At 72.0% G+C, this 18469-nt stretch carries 13 protein-coding genes and 1 pseudogene; 7 read left to right on the top strand and 7 right to left on the bottom strand.

Annotation, left to right across the window (positions count from 1 at the left end; all coding sequences use genetic code 11):
- Positions 1–71: 71 nt before the first annotated feature.
- On the bottom strand, positions 72–1613 hold the full coding sequence (locus GGQ69_RS07245; protein WP_370577126.1) for a leucyl aminopeptidase: 1542 nt from the start codon (positions 1611–1613) through the stop codon (positions 72–74).
- 161 nt (positions 1614–1774) lie between these two features.
- Here GGQ69_RS07245 and GGQ69_RS07240 point away from each other — a divergent pair, with 161 nt between their 5' ends.
- The 3 genes from GGQ69_RS07240 to GGQ69_RS07230 all read left to right on the top strand — a co-directional run bounded on the left by GGQ69_RS07240 (position 1775) and on the right by GGQ69_RS07230 (position 5750).
- A complete protein-coding gene (locus GGQ69_RS07240) occupies positions 1775–2797 on the top strand; it encodes a PAC2 family protein (protein ID WP_183526492.1) in 1023 nt (340 codons plus the stop codon).
- A gap of 105 nt (positions 2798–2902) precedes the next feature.
- Positions 2903–4108: a DUF4192 family protein gene (locus tag GGQ69_RS07235; RefSeq protein WP_183526489.1), complete on the top strand. Its 1206-nt coding sequence runs from the start codon at positions 2903–2905 to the stop codon at positions 4106–4108.
- Between the two features lie 361 nt (positions 4109–4469).
- The gene (locus tag GGQ69_RS07230; protein WP_183526486.1) at positions 4470–5750 is read left to right on the top strand and encodes an RNA polymerase sigma factor; all 1281 of its coding nucleotides are present in this window, start codon (positions 4470–4472) and stop codon (positions 5748–5750) included.
- Positions 5751–5851: 101 nt separating this feature from the next.
- Here the strand turns inward: GGQ69_RS07230 and GGQ69_RS07225 are convergent, their stop codons facing one another.
- Positions 5852–6079 (bottom strand): hypothetical protein, encoded by a 228-nt coding sequence (locus GGQ69_RS07225; protein WP_183526483.1) that lies wholly within the window; start codon positions 6077–6079, stop codon positions 5852–5854.
- A gap of 237 nt (positions 6080–6316) precedes the next feature.
- On the opposite strand from GGQ69_RS07225, the gene GGQ69_RS07220 reads away from it, so the two are divergent.
- Together GGQ69_RS07220 and GGQ69_RS07215 are read left to right on the top strand one after the other, a co-directional pair.
- Positions 6317–8437 (top strand): type IIA DNA topoisomerase subunit B, encoded by a 2121-nt coding sequence (locus tag GGQ69_RS07220; RefSeq protein ID WP_183526480.1) that lies wholly within the window; start codon positions 6317–6319, stop codon positions 8435–8437.
- Between the two features lie 10 nt (positions 8438–8447).
- Complete coding sequence (locus GGQ69_RS07215; protein ID WP_183526477.1) at positions 8448–9221, top strand: class I SAM-dependent methyltransferase; 774 nt, start codon at positions 8448–8450, stop codon at positions 9219–9221.
- A gap of 97 nt (positions 9222–9318) precedes the next feature.
- Here GGQ69_RS07215 and GGQ69_RS07210 read toward each other — a convergent pair whose 3' ends face one another.
- The 5 genes and pseudogenes from GGQ69_RS07210 to GGQ69_RS07190 form a co-directional block, all read right to left on the bottom strand.
- Positions 9319–10305, bottom strand: coding sequence for an NAD-dependent epimerase/dehydratase family protein (locus GGQ69_RS07210; RefSeq protein WP_183526474.1), 987 nt, complete (start codon positions 10303–10305; stop codon positions 9319–9321).
- Positions 10302–13079, bottom strand: coding sequence for an alpha/beta fold hydrolase (locus tag GGQ69_RS07205; protein ID WP_370577125.1), 2778 nt, complete (start codon positions 13077–13079; stop codon positions 10302–10304). Before GGQ69_RS07205 ends, GGQ69_RS07210 begins: the two co-directional genes overlap by 4 nt.
- The gene (locus GGQ69_RS07200) at positions 13076–14098 is read right to left on the bottom strand and encodes a 3-oxoacyl-ACP synthase III (protein ID WP_183526471.1); all 1023 of its coding nucleotides are present in this window, start codon (positions 14096–14098) and stop codon (positions 13076–13078) included. The genes GGQ69_RS07205 and GGQ69_RS07200 overlap by 4 nt, the downstream gene beginning before the upstream one ends.
- 117 nt (positions 14099–14215) lie before the next feature.
- A complete protein-coding gene (locus GGQ69_RS07195; protein ID WP_183526468.1) occupies positions 14216–15181 on the bottom strand; it encodes a M56 family metallopeptidase in 966 nt (321 codons plus the stop codon).
- 56 nt (positions 15182–15237) lie between these two features.
- A pseudogene (locus GGQ69_RS07190) lies at positions 15238–15545 on the bottom strand (BlaI/MecI/CopY family transcriptional regulator).
- 253 nt (positions 15546–15798) lie between these two features.
- On the opposite strand from GGQ69_RS07190, the gene GGQ69_RS07185 reads away from it, so the two are divergent.
- Both GGQ69_RS07185 and cydB read left to right on the top strand, forming a co-directional pair.
- Positions 15799–17412, top strand: coding sequence for a cytochrome ubiquinol oxidase subunit I (locus tag GGQ69_RS07185; RefSeq protein WP_183526465.1), 1614 nt, complete (start codon positions 15799–15801; stop codon positions 17410–17412).
- Between the two features lie 14 nt (positions 17413–17426).
- Positions 17427–18446, top strand: coding sequence for a cytochrome d ubiquinol oxidase subunit II (gene cydB / locus GGQ69_RS07180; protein ID WP_183526462.1), 1020 nt, complete (start codon positions 17427–17429; stop codon positions 18444–18446).
- Positions 18447–18469: the final 23 nt, after the last annotated feature.

The raw sequence follows: 18469 nt of genomic DNA, 5'->3' as shown, positions 1-18469 counted from the left end.
GGGATGCCTCGGGTTTCACCTTAGCCGGACGTGACCGGTCGATCTACTCAACCGGCCGCGTCCGACACGCATCAGGACGCGCGGTCCTGCAGGAACCGGACGAGAGTGCGGACCATCACACCGGTCGCCTCCTTCGGGGTGTACCCGAAGGCGCCCGACTCGTTGAACGAGGGGCCGGCGATGTCCAGGTGCGCCCACGGGGTGGGGGCGGCCTTGACGGCGTCCGGCTCGCGGCCGGCGTCGACGAAGTCACGCAGGAACGCCGCCGCGGTGAGCATGCCGCCGAAGCGGTCTCCCACGTTGGAGATGTCGGCGATCGCCGAGTCCAGCGAGGCGCGCTGGTTGTCCGGGATCGGCATCGCCCAGGCGGACTCTCCGGCGGCACCGGCCGACCGCACCAATTCGTCCCGCAGGTCCTCGGTGCCCATCACGCCGGTCGTACGCGTGCCCAGGGCGATCATCTGGGCGCCGGTGAGCGTGGCCACGTCGATGACGGCGTCCGGGGTCTCGTCGGTGGCGGCGACCAGTCCGTCGGCCAGCACGAGGCGCCCCTCGGCGTCCGTGTTCATGACCTCGACCGTCTTGCCCCCGTAGATGGTGATGACGTCCGAGGGGCGCTGGGCCGTGGCCGAGGGGAGGTTCTCGGCCATGCACAGCCAGCCGGTGACCCGCACGGGCAGCTGCAGCTCGGCGGCTGCCCGCACCACCGCGGCGACGGTCGCGGCGCCGGCCATGTCCGACTTCATGGTGGTCATCGACGTCGGGGGCTTGAGGGAGAGCCCGCCGGAGTCGAACGTGATGCCCTTGCCGACCAGCGCGACGTGGACGGACGCCCGGGCGGGGGAGTAGTCGAGCTTCACCAGCCGCGGGGGCCGGGAGGAGCCCATGCCGACGTTCAGGAGTCCGCCGAAGCCGTCCTTGGCCAGCTTCTTCTCGTCCCAGACGGTGACCTTCACGGGCAGCTTGCGCACCGCGTCCGTGACCTCCGCGGCGAAGGAAGCGGGGAACAGGTGGGACGGCGGGGTGTTGACCAGGTCCCGCGTGGCGCGGACCGCACGGGCGACGACGGCGGCGCGGTCGAGCACGGGTCCGCACTGTCGCGGCTTCAGGGAGGTCACGACGGCGACCTCGGCCACCGGGTCCTTCGCCTTCTCCCGGCCGGGGGCGGAGCGGAAGGCCGTGAACGAGTACGCGGCCAGTGCCGCCCCCTCGGCCACCGCGGCCACGTGCTCCTCCGTGTCCGCTGGCAGTCCCAGAACCACCGAGGAGGTGCCCGCCAGCTGGCGCACGGCGGCGCCCGCGGCGCGCCGCAGGGCCTCGTCGGACACGCCCGCTCCCGGCTCGCCGGTGATCTTCCCGACACCGGTCAGCACCAGGAGGGGGAACGGCAGCGGATCCAGTCCGGGGATGCGCAGCACCTCGTCGGCCGCGCCGGTCACGCCCAGGGCCTCGAGCGAGTCGGCCAGGGCGCGGGCGCCGGCGTCGGGCAGCGGGCTGGGCAGCAGCACCGGCCCGTCGTCACCGGAGGCGATGCCCACCACCAGGGCCGAGGCCGTGCACTTGTCGAGGTCCGGCCCGATGGCGGTCAATACTGGACTGAAGTCGTTGATCACGTGCGCGTTCTCCGTCGTTGGGTGAAGGGGCGAGGGGGACGGGACCGGGAGGCCGCGTCCCACCGTGTCGATCCTAGCCACGGAATACCCGGCATCCCCCGCGCGTTGGACATTGCACGTGTACCCGGTCGCACGAGACCATGTTGCCGAAAGGACTGACCATGCAGGACCCCACCCAGCTGTTCACCCTGGAGGCCGCGGGCCGCGACCTGCTGGCCGGGGGATTCGACGGTGCCTCGGCACTGCGCGGGCTGGGCATGCTGGCGGTCTTCGGCGGCCACCTGGATGCCGGCCACCTCTCCGAGCAGGTCCGCCACACCCTGCTGGACTCACTCGACCACAAGCTGCTGGCCAGCTTCGACGCCGACCAGCTGATCGACTACCGGGCCCGCAGGCCGCAGATCAGCTTCGACGGGGACCGGTTCCTGGACTACCGCTCGCCCCGGCTCGAGCTGCACCTGGTGTCCGACGCCCTGGGCCGGCCCTTCCTGCTGCTCTCCGGACCCGAGCCCGACTACCAGTGGGAACGCTTCGTGGCCTCCGTGCTGTTCCTGGTGGACAAGCTCGACGTGAAGCTGGTGGCGCTCGTGGACGCCGTGCCCATGCCGGTGCCCCACACCCGCCCGCTGGGCGTGACCACGCACGGCAACCAGGACGAGCTCGTGGCCGGCCTGTCCACCTGGAGCCCGCAGGCGCGGATGCTCTCCGGCGTGGCCCAGCTGCTCGAGCTGCGGCTGGACGAGAAGCGCCGGGGTACCACGGGGTACACCCTGCACGTCCCGCACTACCTCGCCGATTCCGCCTACCCGCAGGCCGCCGTCGCGGCCCTCGAGTACGTGGGCGCCGCCCTGGGACTGATGCTGCCCACCGACGAGCTGCGCGAGCGCGGTCGTGAGGTGGACCGCGAGCTCGACCGCCAGACCGGGTCCTCCGGTGAGATCACGGCCATGGTCCAGGGGCTGGAACGCAACTTCGACCAGCACTCCTCCGGGACGGGACGGTCCCTGCTGGTGGGACCGGACGAACAGGTCCCGGATGCCGAGGAGCTCGGCGCCGCCGTCGAGGAGTACCTTCAGAGCCAGCCCCGGCACGCGCTGGACGAGGACACGGAATCCGGGCCGGAGCGGCAGCCCGGTGACCTTCCCGGCGAGGACGACGGCCCCGAACCGACCGACGCCGGCTGAACCGCTTCCCGACCGGCACTGCACAGCTGACCGGAGGCGTCCGGCCCTCCCCGGATGGGGCGTCGGGCGCTTCCGTGTCCCGGGTGGCCACGGAAGCGTGGAGGCATGCAGACAGACCTCCCCGGAAACCGGCTCCCGGCCGGTCCGCCACCGTCCACGTCCCTGAGGCTCACGGCCGTCGAACCGGTCGACCTGGTCAGTTACATCCAGCACACCCTGGGGTTCGTCCCCCGCAACAGCATCACGGCCATCGCCCTGGTGGGCCGCGACCTCGGAGCCGTCCTGCGCTGTGACTGGGACCCGCGGCTCACCGACGACGGGAACGCCCTCGCCGGGTACGCACGGCAGGTGGCCGGCCATCTCACGGCCGACGAACGGGCTGACGGCAGCCTGGTGTTCCTGTTCCGCGACCCCCCGGGACGACCGGGACCCGACGACGACTCCGCGAGGGTCCTCGCCGCGGCACTGGAGATCGAACTGGCCGCGGTCGGGCTGCCCGTGCAGGAGGCGTGGCTGGTGTCGCACGGCAGGCTGTGGCACCTGGACTGTCCCGACCCGGCCGCGTGCACGGCCCACGGGTCCGCGGTGGCCCGCACCGAGACCAGCGCCCTGAACGCGGCGTTCATCATGGAGGGTTCCGTCGTCGAGGACGAGCCCCAGGCAGGTGGGCTGCCGGCTCCCGCGGACAGCATGAGCCCTGCACTCCGGCAGGCCGTCCGGCGGATCTGCGGGGCGACGGACCCCTCCGGGGGCCACGCCGGGTGGCTGCGGGACTGGGAGCAGGTCCTGTCCGGGGCAGGACTCCCGGACGACCCGGCCACCCGGGCCGGGCTGCTCGGGGGACTCGCGGACGTGAACCTGCGGGACACGCTGGTGGCAGCGGCGAGCTTCACGCTGCCGCGGGCGGTCTCGGGCGCGGCGTGGCTGCACGCCGTGCCGCACGAGGTGGCCGAGATCCTGGGGACCAGTCCCCGCGAGATCGACGGGGTGCTGTACTCCTCGGTGCTGATGGCCACATCCCGTCGGGCCCCGGACTGGGACCGGATCGCCCGGCTCCGGGCGGCGTGCGAACAACTGCTGTCCGAGGCCGCCGGGGAACCGGCGGCAGCGGTGCGCTGTCTGGTCGCCTGGGTGGAATGGGCCCGGGGCCGTGGCTCCGTGGCCGGGCGCATCATCGAGGAGTGCCGGCGCTCGGACCCGGACTATCCGCTGGCGCAGGTCCTCGGTGAGGTCATCGACCGCGGCATCCTCTCCGGCTGGGCGAGACGGAGGTCCACCGCCTGGTCGGCCACGCGGCGGGGGCGGCCCTGAACGGAGGTCCGGAACCCAGGCGCGGAACGCAGGACCGGACCGGGGGCGCCGGGATCGCCGCCCATGGATCCGCGGAGGGAGCCGGCGCATGGCATAATCGTCGGGCCTCCTGCGGCTCGCTTCATCCCCTCCCTGTCCGGAGACCGTCACGGCCCCACCGGCCGTTCGGGAAAACCGGGAGCGGAGGGAACAAAACCGGACCGCGGGGCGTTGACCACATCACGACCCTGCTTCTGCGCGCGGGTCCGGCTCCGGGACCCGAGGTCCTGGCCAGTCCGGATCCCATCGACGCGGACTTGACAGGGTCATAGTGGTGTTGACCGTCAGGGGCCCCCAGGGACGCCCGTACGAAAGGTAATGAGTGACTACTTCTTCCAAGAAGACCGAGACCCAGGCCAACGCGTCCGTCGAGGACGCCGGCGCCGAGGACCAGGGCGCGGCGCTGGCCGGCACGTCCACTCGGAAGTCCACCGCCTCGTCGCGGGCCACCAAGTCGACCGCCACCAAGTCCACGGCGGCCAAGGGAGCTGCCCGGGGCGCCGCGAAGTCGGCGGCCGTCAAGACGAACGCCAAGGCCTCCGTCGCCACCTCGGCCGACGAGGCCGAGCCGGAGGAGGAGCCGAAGGACGCCCCGGAGATCGTCGAGGAGGAGGCCGAGGAGGCCACCGCCGGTGGTTTCGTGGTGTCCGACTCGGACGACGACTCCCCGGTGCAGCAGGTCGTCTCGGCCGGCGCCACCGCTGACCCGGTCAAGGACTACCTCAAGCAGATCGGCAAGGTGGCGCTGCTCAACGCCGAGCAGGAGGTGGACCTCGCCCTGCGGATCGAGGCCGGACTCTACGCCGAGCACAAGATGAAGGAGAACCCGGTCAAGGACGCTCGCCTGCGCCGTGACATGGAACTTGTCATCGCCGACGGCCGTCGAGCCAAGAACCACCTGTTGGAGGCGAACCTGCGGCTCGTCGTCTCCCTCGCCAAGCGCTACACCGGACGCGGCATGCTCTTCCTGGACCTCATCCAGGAGGGCAACCTCGGCCTGATCCGCGCGGTGGAGAAGTTCGACTACACCAAGGGCTTCAAGTTCTCGACGTACGCCACCTGGTGGATCCGTCAGGCCATCACCCGCGCCATGGCCGACCAGGCCCGGACCATCCGTATCCCGGTGCACATGGTGGAGGTCATCAACAAGCTGGCCCGCGTCCAGCGCCAGATGCTCCAGGACCTCGGCCGCGAGCCCACTCCGGAGGAGCTGGCCAAGGAACTGGACATGACCCCGGAGAAGGTGGTCGAGGTCCAGAAGTACGGCCGCGAGCCCATCTCCCTGCACACCCCGCTCGGCGAGGACGGCGACTCGGAGTTCGGCGACCTCATCGAGGACTCCGAGGCGGTCGTGCCCGCCGACGCCGTGAGCTTCACGCTGCTGCAGGAGCAACTCCACTCGGTGCTCGACACCCTCGCGGAGCGTGAGGCCGGCGTGGTGGCCATGCGTTACGGCCTGACCGACGGCCAGCCGAAGACCCTGGACGAGATCGGCAAGGTCTACGGGGTGACCCGCGAGCGGATCCGGCAGATCGAGTCGAAGACCATGTCCAAGCTGCGTCACCCGTCCCGGTCGCAGGTCCTGCGCGACTACCTGGACTGATCAGCGGCCGTGCCCGGAAGGGTGGGGACAGCATGAGGGCCCGCCACCGTCCGGTGGCGGGCCCTCATGCTGTCAGGTCCGGGAGAGGGGCGGACGCGGGATCAGTCCGCGCTCACCGGCTCCTTCTCGAAGAGCTTGCTGGTCTCGTCCTGCCAGAGGGTGGTCTGGGGACGGAGGGTGTCCTCCACGGCACGGGCGTGGTGGCCGCAGAACAGCAGTTCGCCGCTCTGCAGGACTGCGCGGACGTAGGCCTGGGCTCCGCAACGGTCGCAACGGTCTGCGCCGGTGAGCACTGGCGGGTCCATCGTCGTGGCGGTCGTGGTGGTCATGATGGCCTCCTCATCTGCTGCCCCTACACCCCTGGTGCGGTCCTGCGGACCGAGGGGATTCGGTATCGAGTACACCTATGGAACCACCTCTGTCCTGTTTTTGTTCGTCGACGGGCCCTATTCGGGCCCGGTTTCGCTGATTGCGTACCGAGCGCCGTTCCTGCGCGGCCCGGTTCCGACGCTGCGGGGCGCCATGCCGATACCCTGAAAGACGATCATCGACCGTGAAGGAAACCCATGTCCCGCAGCAGTGAGTACAACGCCCGGCACCTGTCCGTGCTGGAAGGCCTCGAGGCGGTGCGCAAGCGGCCCGGCATGTACATCGGCTCCACCGACTCGCGCGGTCTGATGCACTGCCTGTGGGAGATCATCGACAACTCCGTGGACGAGGCCCTGGCCGGGTTCGGCCAGTCGATCTCCATCACCCTCCACGCCGGGGGCGCCGTCGAGGTCGAGGACAACGGACGCGGCATCCCGGTGGACATCGAACCGCGGACCGGGCTGTCCGGGGTCGAGGTGGTCTTCACCAAGCTGCACGCGGGCGGCAAGTTCGGCGGTGGCTCCTACTCGGCGTCCGGCGGCCTGCACGGCGTGGGCGCCTCCGTGGTCAACGCGCTGTCCTCACGGCTGGACGTCCAGGTGTTCCGCGGCGGCAAGATCCACCAGCTGTCCTTCCGTCGCGGTGAGCCGGGACAGTTCCAGGACCCCGGTTCGGTGCACCGTCCGGACGCTCCGTTCACGCCCTCGGCAGACCAGTCGCCCATGGAGATCGTCGGCAAGGCCAAGCGGGGCCAGACGGGGACCCGTGTCCGCTACTGGGCGGATGAGCAGATCTTCACGCCGGACGCCACCTTCTCCTACGAGGACCTGCAGCAGCGCGCCCGCCAGACCGCCTACCTGGTCCCGGGACTGAAGCTCACCCTGCGCGACGAGCGGCGCCTGGCCGGGACCGCGGGGGAGTCCGGTCCGGTCGAGGAGGTCTTCCACTACGACGGCGGCATCTCCGAATTCGTCGAGCACCTCTCCTCGGCCAGCCCGGTCACCGACGTCTGGAGGCTGCAGGGGTCCGGAACCTTCTCCGAGCGGGTCCCGGTCCTGGGCTCGGACGGCCGGTCGACCATGCAGGACGTGGAACGCGAGTGCGAGGTGGACATCTCCCTGCGCTGGGACGTGGGTTACGACACGACCTTCCGCTCGTTCGTCAACATCATCGCCACCCCGAAGGGCGGCACCCACCAGTCCGGGTTCGACCAGGCCCTGCTGAAGACCTTCCGGAAGGTCGTGGAGGCCAACGCGCGCAAGCTGAAGGCGGGCAACGACAAGCTGGAGAAGGACGACGTGCTGGCCGGGCTCACCGCCGTCCTGACGGTCCGGTTGGCCGAGCCGCAGTTCGAGGGCCAGACCAAGGAGGTCCTGGGCACGCCCGCGGTGCGCCCGATTGTGGCGAAGGTGGTCGAGCATCAGCTCGGCGCGATCCTGCGTTCGTCGAAGAAGCACGAGAAGAACCAGGTCGCCGTGCTCCTGGAGAAGGTCGTGGCGGAGATGAAGTCCCGCGTCTCGGCCCGCACCCACAAGGAGAACCAGCGGCGCAAGAACGCGCTGGAGACCTCCTCCATGCCCGCCAAGCTGGCGGACTGCCGCACCACGGACGTGCGGTCCTCGGAGCTGTTCATCGTGGAGGGCGACTCGGCCCTCGGGACGGCCAAGCTGGCCCGCTCCTCGGACTTCCAGGCGTTGTTCCCCATCCGGGGCAAGATCCTCAACGTGCAGAAGGCCTCCGTGGGGGACATGCTCTCCAACGCCGAGTGCGCGGCCCTGATCCAGGTGGTCGGCGGCGGCGCGGGACGCAGCTTCGACCTCTCGGCGGCCCGCTACGGCAAGGTCATCCTCATGACCGACGCCGACGTGGACGGTGCCCACATCCGCACCCTGCTGCTGACCCTGTTCTTCCGGTACATGCGTCCGATGGTGGAGGAGGGCCGGGTCTACGCCGCGGTGCCGCCGCTGCATCGCGTCGAGGTGATCCACTCCGGGTCGAAGGCCAACGAGGTGGTCTACACCTACTCGGAGAACGAGCTGCACCGGTTGCTGGCGGACCTGCAGAAGGCCGGGAAGAACTACCGGGAACCCATCCAGCGGTACAAGGGGCTCGGCGAGATGGACGCTGACCAGCTGGCGGACACGACCATGGACCCGCGCCAGCGCATGCTCCGCCGGGTGACCATCCCGGAGGCCGAGGAGGCCCTGCAGCAGGCCGAGCACGTGTTCGACCTGCTCATGGGATCCAACGTGGCCCCCCGCAAGGACTTCATCATCTCCGGCGCGGACGACCTCGACCGCGAACGCATCGACGCGTGATCATGGTCTGATGAGCGAGGAGGGGGATGATCGGCGGATGGAGCCGGGGGACGTGACCCAGTGGGGCCCGGTCACCGGTCCGGATCCGGAACGGCCGGCCGGTACGACGGCGGAGGGTGGCGCCGTCCCGGGAGCGGGCCTGGGCGCCGGTGACCTCCCGACGGGCCAGCCGGGCTATGACGCGCTGGCCGAACTCTACGACCGGAGGTTCCCGGGGCCGTGGGAGCGGCCCCTGGACCGGCACTCCCTGGATGCCTTCGCCGATGCGCTGCCCCGTGGCGGGACCATCCTCGACCTTGGCTGCGGAACCGGGCACGTCACGGTGGAACTGGCCTTCCGGGGCTTCCGGACGATCGGCGTGGACCCGTCCGAGCGGATGCTGGAGATCGCCCGCAAGCGCTATCCGAGCCGGACCTGGATCCCGGGGGACGCCCACTTCCCGGCCGAGTCCTCGCAGGTGCGAGCGGCCGGGCCCATCGCCGGGATCGTGGCGCGCTTCAGCCTGATCCACGTCCCGCCCGAGGAGATCCCCGCGGTGCTGGCGTCCTGGTCCGCGAACACCTTGCCCGGGTGCCGGGTCCTGGTGGTCTTCCAGTGCCTGCTCGAACCAGACCTGGACGCCCAGGAGTTCGACCACGTGGTGGCCCCGGCCTGGCGGTGGAATCCCTCGACGCTGGCCAGGGCCCTGGACGCGGTCGGATTCGCCGAGACCTGGCGGGTCATCGTCTGCCCGGACGAGGGCCACCCCTACCCGGAATGCCACCTGAGCGCCGTCCGGCGCTGACCGGGGGGCGGCTCCGGCCACGCGGCTCCACGCCGCCGCCGACCAGCACCCCCTGCCCCGGCCCGGACCCGGTGCGGATCCTCACGTCGTGCCCGGTTCAGCCCGCCCGGTAGTGCGCGGCCAGCAGGCGCAGTCCCTCGTCGACGGACACGGCCGGTTCCCAGCCCAGTGCCTGACGGGTGCGCCGCTGGTCGAACCAGTGGGCGGTGGAGAGCTGCTCGGCGAGGAACGCGGTCAACGGTGGCTCGTCGCCGTCGGCACCGAGACCACCGGTGTCCCAGACCCGTTCGATGACGGCTCCGGCCGCCCGCGCCAGGCCGGCGGGCAGGCGCAGCCGCGGCTCGGGGGCACCCCCGGCGACGGCCAGTCCGCGGATCAGCTCGCCGACGGGACGCGGTTCTCCGTTCGTGACCACGAGCGCCTCGCCGTGGACGTGGTCCACCGCGTCCACGGCGGCCACCACGGCGTCCACGGCGTTGTCCGTGTACAGCGTGTCGACCAGGGCGGCCGAGGGACCCAGCAGCGGCATCCGTCCGGCGCGGGACCGTTGCACGATCCGCTCGGTCAGCTGGGTGTCGCCCGGGCCCCACATCAGGTGCGGGCGCAGCACGAGCACGCGGAAGTCCGGCGCGTCGGCCGCCAGGGCCAGGAGCTCGCCCACGGCCTTGGTCCGGGCGTAGTGTCCCCGGGCGCGCTCCGGGTCGGCGGGGCCGGCACCCTCCCCGACGATGGACGTGCCCGCGTGGGCGACCGAGGGCGAGGAGATGTGCACGACGCGCTCCACGCCGCAGGCGCGGGCGGCCTCCAGGACCGTGCGCGTCCCGGCGATGTTGACGGCCTCGTACTGGGCGGCGGGACCGGAGACCGAGACCTTGGCGGCGACGTGCACGACGGTGTCCCGGCCGGCCACGGCGTCGGCGACGGCCCCGGGGTCGGTGACCGACCCCGCGACGTCACGCGCGCCCGTCACCCCGGAGGGGCGGCGCTGCAGGGTCACGACGTCGTCCCCGTCCGCCACCAGCCGCCGGGCCACCCCGGCGCCGAGCAGGCCGGAGGCCCCGGTCACCAGCACGCGGCGGTTCACGGGGTGCCCACCCGTCCGCCGGCCAGCACGCCGTCCGCCCACCGGGCCAGGCGGCTGCGGTCGACCTTGGAGTTGTGACGGATGTCCACGGGGACGGTGTCGGTGACCAAGACGGCTGCCACCGGTACGGGCAGGGCCGCCGCGCGCACCTCCGCCGCCAGGTCCGTGGGAGCCAGTCCCGGGCGGACCCGGCCCCTGTCCGGGTTCCCGGCGGCCTCCACGACGGCGACCACGGCCTGGGTGCCGTGCGGGCCGACGCCGACGACGGCGGAGCGGAGCACGGCATCGAGCGCATCGATCCGGGCCTCGGGCCCGCCGGGGGCCACCGGTCCGGCCGGCGTGGTGACCACGTGCTGGAGCCGTCCCTCGATCCAGAGCCGCCCCTCGGCGTCGAGGTGCCCCACGTCCTGGGTGCGGTGCCACTGCAGGCCGTCACGGGTGTCCCGCCGGCTGAGGGCATCGGTGAGCCACAACCGGTCATAGCCGGCCTTCTGGTGCGGTGCCGAGACGACGACCTCACCGATCCGTCCGGTCGCGGCCGGCCCCTCCAGCAGGTCGTCCGCGGCGGAGCCGTCGTCCCGCAGCGGGGCGATGGCGATGCGCACCGGACCCACCGGGCGGCCCACGCACACGCCGTCCTGCGTTCCGTCCCTGGTCGGCGCGGCCAGGTGCTCGATGGTGGGCCGGTCGATGTCGGTGAGCAGCAGGGCCTCGGTCATGCCGTACGGCGAGTGGATCTCGGCCGCCGGGAAGATCCGGGCGACCTGCGCCACCAGGCGCGGGTGCACCGGGGCGCCGGCGGACAGCACCAGGTCGATACGGCCCAGCACCGACCGTTGGTCCGGGCGGAGCCGGTCCGCCGTCGCGACCACGTTGCGCAGGGCCGCCGGCGAGGCGAACAGGATCGTCGCCCGGCCGGCCGCCGCGGCCTCGGCCACCGCCGTGGCGGTGAGCGTGGCCGGCCGGGTCACCGACATGTCCGGGGTGATGGACGTGGCCCCGATGGCCGGTCCCAGCAGGGCGAAGGGCGCGAACCCGGCCAGCAGGCTGGATCCCGGGCGGACGTCGAACACGTCGCGCAACAGTCCGGACAGGGCGGACAGCCGGCCGTGGGTGTACACCACGCCCTTGGCCGGTCCCGTGGACCCGGAGGTGTAGAGGACCGCGGCCGGGTCGTCGGCGGCCGGCTCGTGGACCGGCCCGGCGTCCCCGTCGGCGTAGCGCCGTCCCGCGTGCGCGGCGGCCATCCGGTACAGGCTGTCCTCGACGCGCAGCGCCGCGGCCAGCGGGGCGGGCAGGGTCGAGACCGAGATCCGTCGTCCGGGCCAGCCCTGTGCCCGGGCCACGGTGAGCCCGGGCGTCATCCCGATGATCCAGTCCGGCCGGGCGGCCCGGACGGCGCGGGTCATGCCTGGGACGCCCAGGCCGGCGTCGGCCACGACCACGACGGCACCGATGCGCAGGCACGCGTAGAGCGCCGCGGTGAGGTCGAGTCCGGGGGTGACCATCATCGAGACCCGGTCTCCAGGCCTCACGCCCAGGCGCACGAGGCCCACGGCCATGGCGTCGACCACGCCGGCCAGCCGGCTCCAGCTCACGGGGGGCCGGGAGGCGCCGGCCATGTCCACCAGCGCCGTGGCCGGTTCCTGGCGCCACACGTCGAGGAAGGACCACAGCGGGCGGTAGTCCCCGTCCCGCTCCACCGGGGCCGGCACGGCGGAGGGATCCAGCACGCCCCGGGCCCAGCGCAGGATGGGGCCGGCGATGTCCACGTCCTCGGCGAGCAGGTGGCCGGCGGTCTCGAAGCGGTGCAGGTCGGCCTGCGGGAGCCGCTCGAGCAGGTCGGCGAGGTAACGGTCGAGGAAGACCGGGTCCTGCGGTCCCCAGAGGATGAGGGCCGGCTTCTGGAAGACGGCCAGGTCGCGGGAGACGCGCTGCAGCTCCTCGTGCGAGCCGTGCGCGGGTCCCACGGGGATGTCCGCGACGAACCCGCCGATGCCGCCGCGCCGGTCGGCGGAACGGTAGGGCAGGTGGTAGGCGGCCCGGACCCCGGAGTCCAGGGGCGGGTTCCCGAGGGAGGTGGTGACCTTCAGGAACGCGTCGGTGGCCACGGTGGACCCGGGCAGCAGGGGCCCGGCCAGGGCTGCCCGCAGGGGAGCGGGGAGGGGCTCGGCGGGGTCCCGGTGCACGGCGGTGTTCAGGGTCATGGCCCCGTCCACCAGGTCCTGGTTGCGGCCCGCCCAGCCCAAAGAGACCACACCGCCCCAGTCGTGACCGAGGGTGAGCAGCGACTGTCCGGACCGGGCCGCGGCGTCCAGTCCGAGGGTGGTGACGAGGGCGTCGAGGTCGGCGATCCGCCCGCCCAGGGTCCGGTAGCCGGCGTCGTCATCGAGCGGTGCCGTCCCCGCCGCGGAGGGCCGCGGGAGCCGGCCGTGGGCGAGGCGCTCGGAGAAGCCCATGTCCAGCTGGTCCGGGGCCACGACGCGCCATACCGGTCCGTCCCCGGACCGGGCGGCGTCGAGGGTGGCGGCCGCCAGGGAACGCCACAGGTAGGACCAGGTGGGATTGCCGTGGACCGCCAGGATGATCCCGTCGGGTCTCAGCCCAGCCTCGGCGAGGACGTCGCCGGTGTCCAGGACGTGCAGGGTCCGGTCGCCGTCGAAGGTCCGCACGGTGACGAGGCGGCTCCAGGCCGGGTCCCACCCGGGAAGGCCGGCGGGGGCCGCGGGGGCGTGGGTGTCGGGCAGGGCAGCGGGGGAGGCGGGAACCCTCACCAGCTGATCTCCAGCATGGCCGTGTTGAGCCCGGACCCCACTCCCATGCACAGCACCCGGTCCCCGGCGGAGAGGGAGCCGGCCTCGCGGGCGAGGGTGATCGGCAGGGAGGCGGGGCCCACGTTGCCCAGCTCGGGGAACGTCACCGGGAACCGGTCCGGGTCCAGGCCCGCGGCCTCGGTGATGGAGTCGGTGTGCAGGCGCGAGACCTGGTGGGTGACATAGCGGTCCATGTCCGACCAGCCCCAGTCGGCCGGGACCTCGTTCCAGGCGTCCATGACCAGCTCGAGGCCGTCCCGCAGCAGGGCGGTCGAGTCGGTGAACATCCCCTTGTGGTCCCCCACGCAGAGGTCGTGGTGATCGGTGCCGGCGCGGGTGATGCCGCGCAGGATGCGATGGCCTTCCGGGTGCAGGTCGGTCCGGCCCACGACGGCGGCAGAGGCACCGGAGCCCAGGGTCAGTGAGGCGAATTGCTCCATGAAGCTGCCCCGGTCCACCGCGGCGTGCTTGAGGTTCTCCAGGGTGGCCTGCTGGACCTTGCCGGAGTCCTCACCGGCGACGACGACGGCGTAGTCGATCTGGCCGGCGTCGATCAGGGAGGCGGCCAGCACCAGGCCGTTCACGAAGCCGAGGCACGCGTTGGTGATGTCGAAGTTGGTGGCCGAGGTGGGCAGGCCCATCTCGTGGTGGATACGCACCGCCACGGAGGGCTCGAGCGTCTCCCGGGTCACCGAGGTGTTCACCATCAGCCCCACCTGGTCCGGACGCACTCCGGCCGCGGCCAGGGCGCGCCTCCCGGCCTCGGCGGCGCCGTCCTGGAAGTGGCCCGGGTGCTCCCAGTTGCGGCGGGCCTCCACCCCGGCCACGCGCTGCAGCAGTCCGCGCGGCAGGCGCAGGCGCTTGAGCACGCCGGCCAGCTCGTCATCGATCTGATCGCTCGTCACCGTGACAGGAGCCAGCACTTCCGTCACGGACAGGAGGGAAGCGTTGGAGTGACGGAAGATCGCGTTGCCTTGCACTATGGGCCTGGTCCGTTCGGGGGGTCGGTGGGCTGCTGGGTCATCGGCGGCGAGGGCCACCGACATCCCAGCTTATCGAACCACGGGATGGGGTGCGGCGGGAGAGGCCGTCCACCTTTACGCCAGCAGCACCACGGGAAGGGCCATCAGCCCCAGGGCCGTGACGATGACGGCCAGCCGGACCGTCAGGGACAGGGGCGGCACGGGGTCGAGCAGGCGGTAGAACCGCAGGGTCAGCGGCACCGAGCCGTCCTCCTGCACGTTCGGCACCGTGCGACCGGCGTCGGTCCCGGCCGTCCCGCGGGCGACACCCTCCGCCTCCCCGGTCAGGACGATGGCGCGCACCAGGTCGGTGCGGTCATGGGACTTCAGCGCCGCGTCGTCGGCGAGCATCTCGGTCAGCTGCGCCACCGCGCGGCGGGCCGTGGCCGTGGTCGGCAGCCACGCCACGGCGCGGTGCCAGGACTCGAAGGCGAGCCGCAACAGGTCGTGGCGCTGGCGCAGGTGGGCCCGCTCATGGGCGACGACGGCGTTCACCTCGCGCTCGGAGAGCTGGTCGATCAGCCCCTGGGAGAGCACGGTCAGCGACCCGTTCAGTCCGGGCAGGCAGTACGCCAGGGGGACGTCGTGGGGGAGCACGCGGGTGTGGGCCTGCTCCACCGTGCGTTCGGCGGGAGGCGTGGCGAGCAGTTCGACCATCTGGCGGTGGCGGCGCCGCTGCGTGACGGTCCGCCAGGCCGTGACCGCCAGGGTCAGCACGAGGTGGCCCGCCAGCAGCACGGCACCGGTCACGGCCGCGATGCGGGCCGGCATCCAGACGTCCTCCTCGAGCCGGTCCACCCAGGTTCCGTCGGACAGGGCGGCCACGAAGGCCGGCAGGGACTCACCGAGGTGGTCGCCGAAGGGACCCAGCCCCCAGGCCAGGGGCGTGCCGATCAGGGACAGACCGCCGGCCAGGGCCACGGCCTGCCACAACACCATGGCGGTCCCCGGCGCGCGCCGGACCCAGCGGGCGCGGTCGAGCAGGACCGGGACCGGCCAGGCCAGGGCCACGGCCAGCGTGGCGAGCAGCAGGACGGACACGAGGGAAGTCTAGGGCGCACCGTGCCCCGTCGGGGTGGGCGCGTGTCGTGGACCGGTCAGTCCCCGAGGAGCCGGCGGACGGCAGCGGCCTCGTCCGGGCCGATGCCGCCCAGGAAGCGGGCCAGTACGGCCTGGCGGTCGGGCACGGAGCCCAGGACCTCGTTGAGCAGGCCGACGGTGTGGTCCTCGCGGGAGGACGCGGCGCCGTACCGGTGGGGGCGGCGCCCGCCGTCGCGCTGGACCAGCCCCTTCTTCTCCAGGCGGGACAGCACGGTGAGCACCGTGGTCACGGCCAGGTCCCCGGCCAGCGTGTCGCGGACCTCGTTGGCCGTATGGGGCCGGGGCGGTCCCACAGCAGGTCCATCACGGACCGTTCCAGGTCACCCAGGGCCACTGCCGTCTCCTCGTCTCGTCATCGGTTCCTCGCTCCCGCGGTCCTCGGCGGCACGCGGTGCCGGAACGCGGAGGCGATCCACACCGCCTGGTCACGTCCGGACAGGACATATTCTACAGCACGTAGAAAAGACCGCTATCCTCGATTTCTACAGGCTGTAGAAGACTTCGGTATCCGGCTGTGCCACGGCGTCCCCGCCGAGGCGGCCGGGAAAGGCGCCCACGTGGATCCCCTGGACATCGCCCGCTGGCAATTCGGCATCACCACCGTCTACCACTTCATGATGGTGCCCCTCACGATCGGCCTCGGGCTGGTCGTGGCCACCCTGCAGACCGTGTGGCACCGCACGGGCCGGGAGCAGTACCTGCGGATGACGAAGTTCTGGGGCAAGCTCTTCCTCATCAACTTCATCATGGGCGTGGCCACCGGCATCGTCCAGGAGTTCCAGTTCGGCATGGCCTGGTCCGAGTACTCCCGGTTCGTGGGTGACGTCTTCGGCGCGCCGCTGGCCATGGAGGCACTCGTGGCCTTCTTCCTGGAGTCCGTGTTCCTCGGCCTGTGGATCTTCGGGTGGAAGCGCCTGCCGGCGAGGATCCACCTCTCGGCCATCTGGGCCGCCGTCATCGGCTCGGTGTTCTCCGCCTACTTCATCCTCGCGGCGAACTCCTGGATGCAGCACCCGGTCGGTGTCGAGATGGTGGACGGCCGCCCCGTGATGAACGACATCTGGGCGGTGCTGACCAACAACACCCTGCTGGTGCACTTCCCGCACACGATCTTCGGCGCCGTCTCCGTGGCGGGCGCCTTCCTGCTGGGCATCGCCTGGTTCCACCTGTGGAAGCGCCGCGAGCAGGGCATCGACACCGTGCAGCCCGACGGCACGGTCGTCGTCGGCAGCACCGGCTCCCGTGCCCGGGACGAGACCGACTACCGGGTCTGGTGGGGCTCGCTGCGCTGGGGGGCCTGGATCGCGATCGTCGGCTTCCTGGGCACCGCGTTCACCGGCCATGCCCAGGCCCAGCTGATGATCCAGCAGCAACCGATGAAGATGGCCGCCGCCGAGGCCGCCTGCCACGACGGCACCGGCTTCTCCGTGCTCTCCGTCGCCGACCTGCGCAGCGAGGGTGCGACCAGTTGCGACGACATCGTCGGCGTCTTCGAGATCCCCGGCCTGCTGTCCTTCCTGGCCCACAACGACTTCACCACCGACGTGCCGGGCGTCAACACGCTGATCCCGCAGTACCAGGAGCAGTACGGCACCCACCTGCCGGACGACCCGATCTACGGCGAGCGCGCCGGGATGGAGATCGACTACCTGCCGGTCATGGAGGTCACGTACTGGGGCTTCCGGATCATGATCACCTTCGGCGGACTGGCCGCCCTGGCCGCGGCCCTCGCCCTGTGGGTCACGCGCAAGGGCACCGTGCCGCTGAGCAGGCCGCTGATGCGCCTGGCCGTTTTCGGGATCCTGGCCCCCTTCGGTGCCAACGCCGCCGGATGGATCTTCACCGAGATGGGCCGCCAGCCCTTCGTCGTGGTGCCCAACCCCGATCCCACGGGCATCGACCAGGTCTGGATGTACACCGCGGCCGCGGTCTCACCGGGGGTCTCCGCCGGGGAGGTGATGTTCTCGCTCGTCGTGCTGAGCCTCGTCTACGCCGTGCTCATGGTGGTCGAGGTCATCCTGCTCACCCGCTACGTCCAGGGCGGGGTGCCGGCCGGGATGCCCGAGCTGACCGCGGACGAGCACGACGGCCACGACGGACCGGAAGGCCCCGGCGACCCGTCCGGTGACGGCGGCCGCCATGCCGACGACGTCCTGGCCTTCGCGTACTGAGAGGTAGACAGACCATGGATTTCCTCCCCGCCTTCTGGTTCGTCCTGATCGCCGTGCTGTGGACCGGGTACCTGGTCCTGGACGGCTTCGACCTCGGCGTCGGCATGCTCATGAAGGGGTGGGCGCGCAACGAGAGCCAGCGACGCGTCATGCTCAACACCATCGGCCCCGTCTGGGACGGCAACGAGGTGTGGCTGATCACCGCGGCCGGTGCCATGTTCGCCGCCTTCCCCCACTGGTACGCCTCGCTGTTCGCCGGGCTCTACCTGCCCCTGACCCTCACCCTGCTGGCGCTGATCCTGCGGGCGGTGTCCATCGAGTACCGGGGCAAGTCCCGCACCGCGCGGGCCCGCACCGCCTGGGACTGGTGCATGGCCGGCGGTTCGGCCGTCGCCGCGTTCAGCATCGGGCTCATGCTGGCCGTGACGACCACCGGGATGCCCCTGGACGCCAACGGCGACCGGGTCGGCGGACCCTTCGCCTGGCTGTCCTGGGAGGGCATCGCCGGCGGGCTGGCCGCCGTCGGGTTCGCCCTCGCCATGGGCTGGGCCTACCTCGGGCTGAAGACCGAGGGCAGCCCGCGCGCCGCCGCGCACCACCACCTGAGCCGGTACCTGCCCCTGTACCTGCTGCCCTCGGCGGCCTGGGGCGTGCTGGTGGCCCTGCGCCAGCCGGACGCCCTGCCCTGGGTCCTGCTCGCCGCCGCCCTGTGCGCCGGGATGGTCGCCTGGCTCGCGGCCCGCGTCCGGCGTGAGGGCTGGGCCTTCACCGGCCTGGCGGGCTCGATGGCGGCCGGCGCCGCATCGGTATTCCTGGCGGTGTTCCCGGTGGTGCTGCCCTCCACGATCGACCCGGCCCACCACCTCACGGCCTTCAACGCCTCCTCCTCGGACTACACCCTCACCGTCATGTCCTGGGTTGCCGTGGTGATGGTGCCGATCGTGCTGGCCTACTCGGCCTTCGTCTACTGGGTGTTCCGGCGCCGGCTGCACGAGAGGCACATCCCCGAGTCGCACGTGGTGACGCCGGTCTGAGACCAGAACTGCCCACCTCGAGG

Origin of the sequence: Micrococcus sp. TA1 (genome assembly GCF_014199555.1) — a bacterium.
Taxonomy (GTDB): Bacteria; Actinomycetota; Actinomycetes; order Actinomycetales; family Micrococcaceae; genus Citricoccus.
This window is presented reverse-complemented; position numbering and strand designations above follow the sequence as displayed.

What these genes read in the sequence shown, in the direction of transcription:
- GGQ69_RS07240 (WP_183526492.1), top strand. Translation starts at nt 1,775, where the DNA reads ATGCAGGACCCCACCCAGCTGTTCACCCTGGAGGCCGCGGGCCGCGAC.
- GGQ69_RS07235 (WP_183526489.1), top strand. Translation starts at nt 2,903, where the DNA reads ATGCAGACAGACCTCCCCGGAAACCGGCTCCCGGCCGGTCCGCCACCG.
- GGQ69_RS07225 (WP_183526483.1), bottom strand. Translation starts at nt 6,079, where the DNA reads ATGACCACCACGACCGCCACGACGATGGACCCGCCAGTGCTCACCGGC.
- GGQ69_RS07220 (WP_183526480.1), top strand. Translation starts at nt 6,317, where the DNA reads ATGTCCCGCAGCAGTGAGTACAACGCCCGGCACCTGTCCGTGCTGGAA.
- GGQ69_RS07215 (WP_183526477.1), top strand. Translation starts at nt 8,448, where the DNA reads ATGAGCGAGGAGGGGGATGATCGGCGGATGGAGCCGGGGGACGTGACC.
- cydB (WP_183526462.1), top strand. Translation starts at nt 17,427, where the DNA reads ATGGATTTCCTCCCCGCCTTCTGGTTCGTCCTGATCGCCGTGCTGTGG.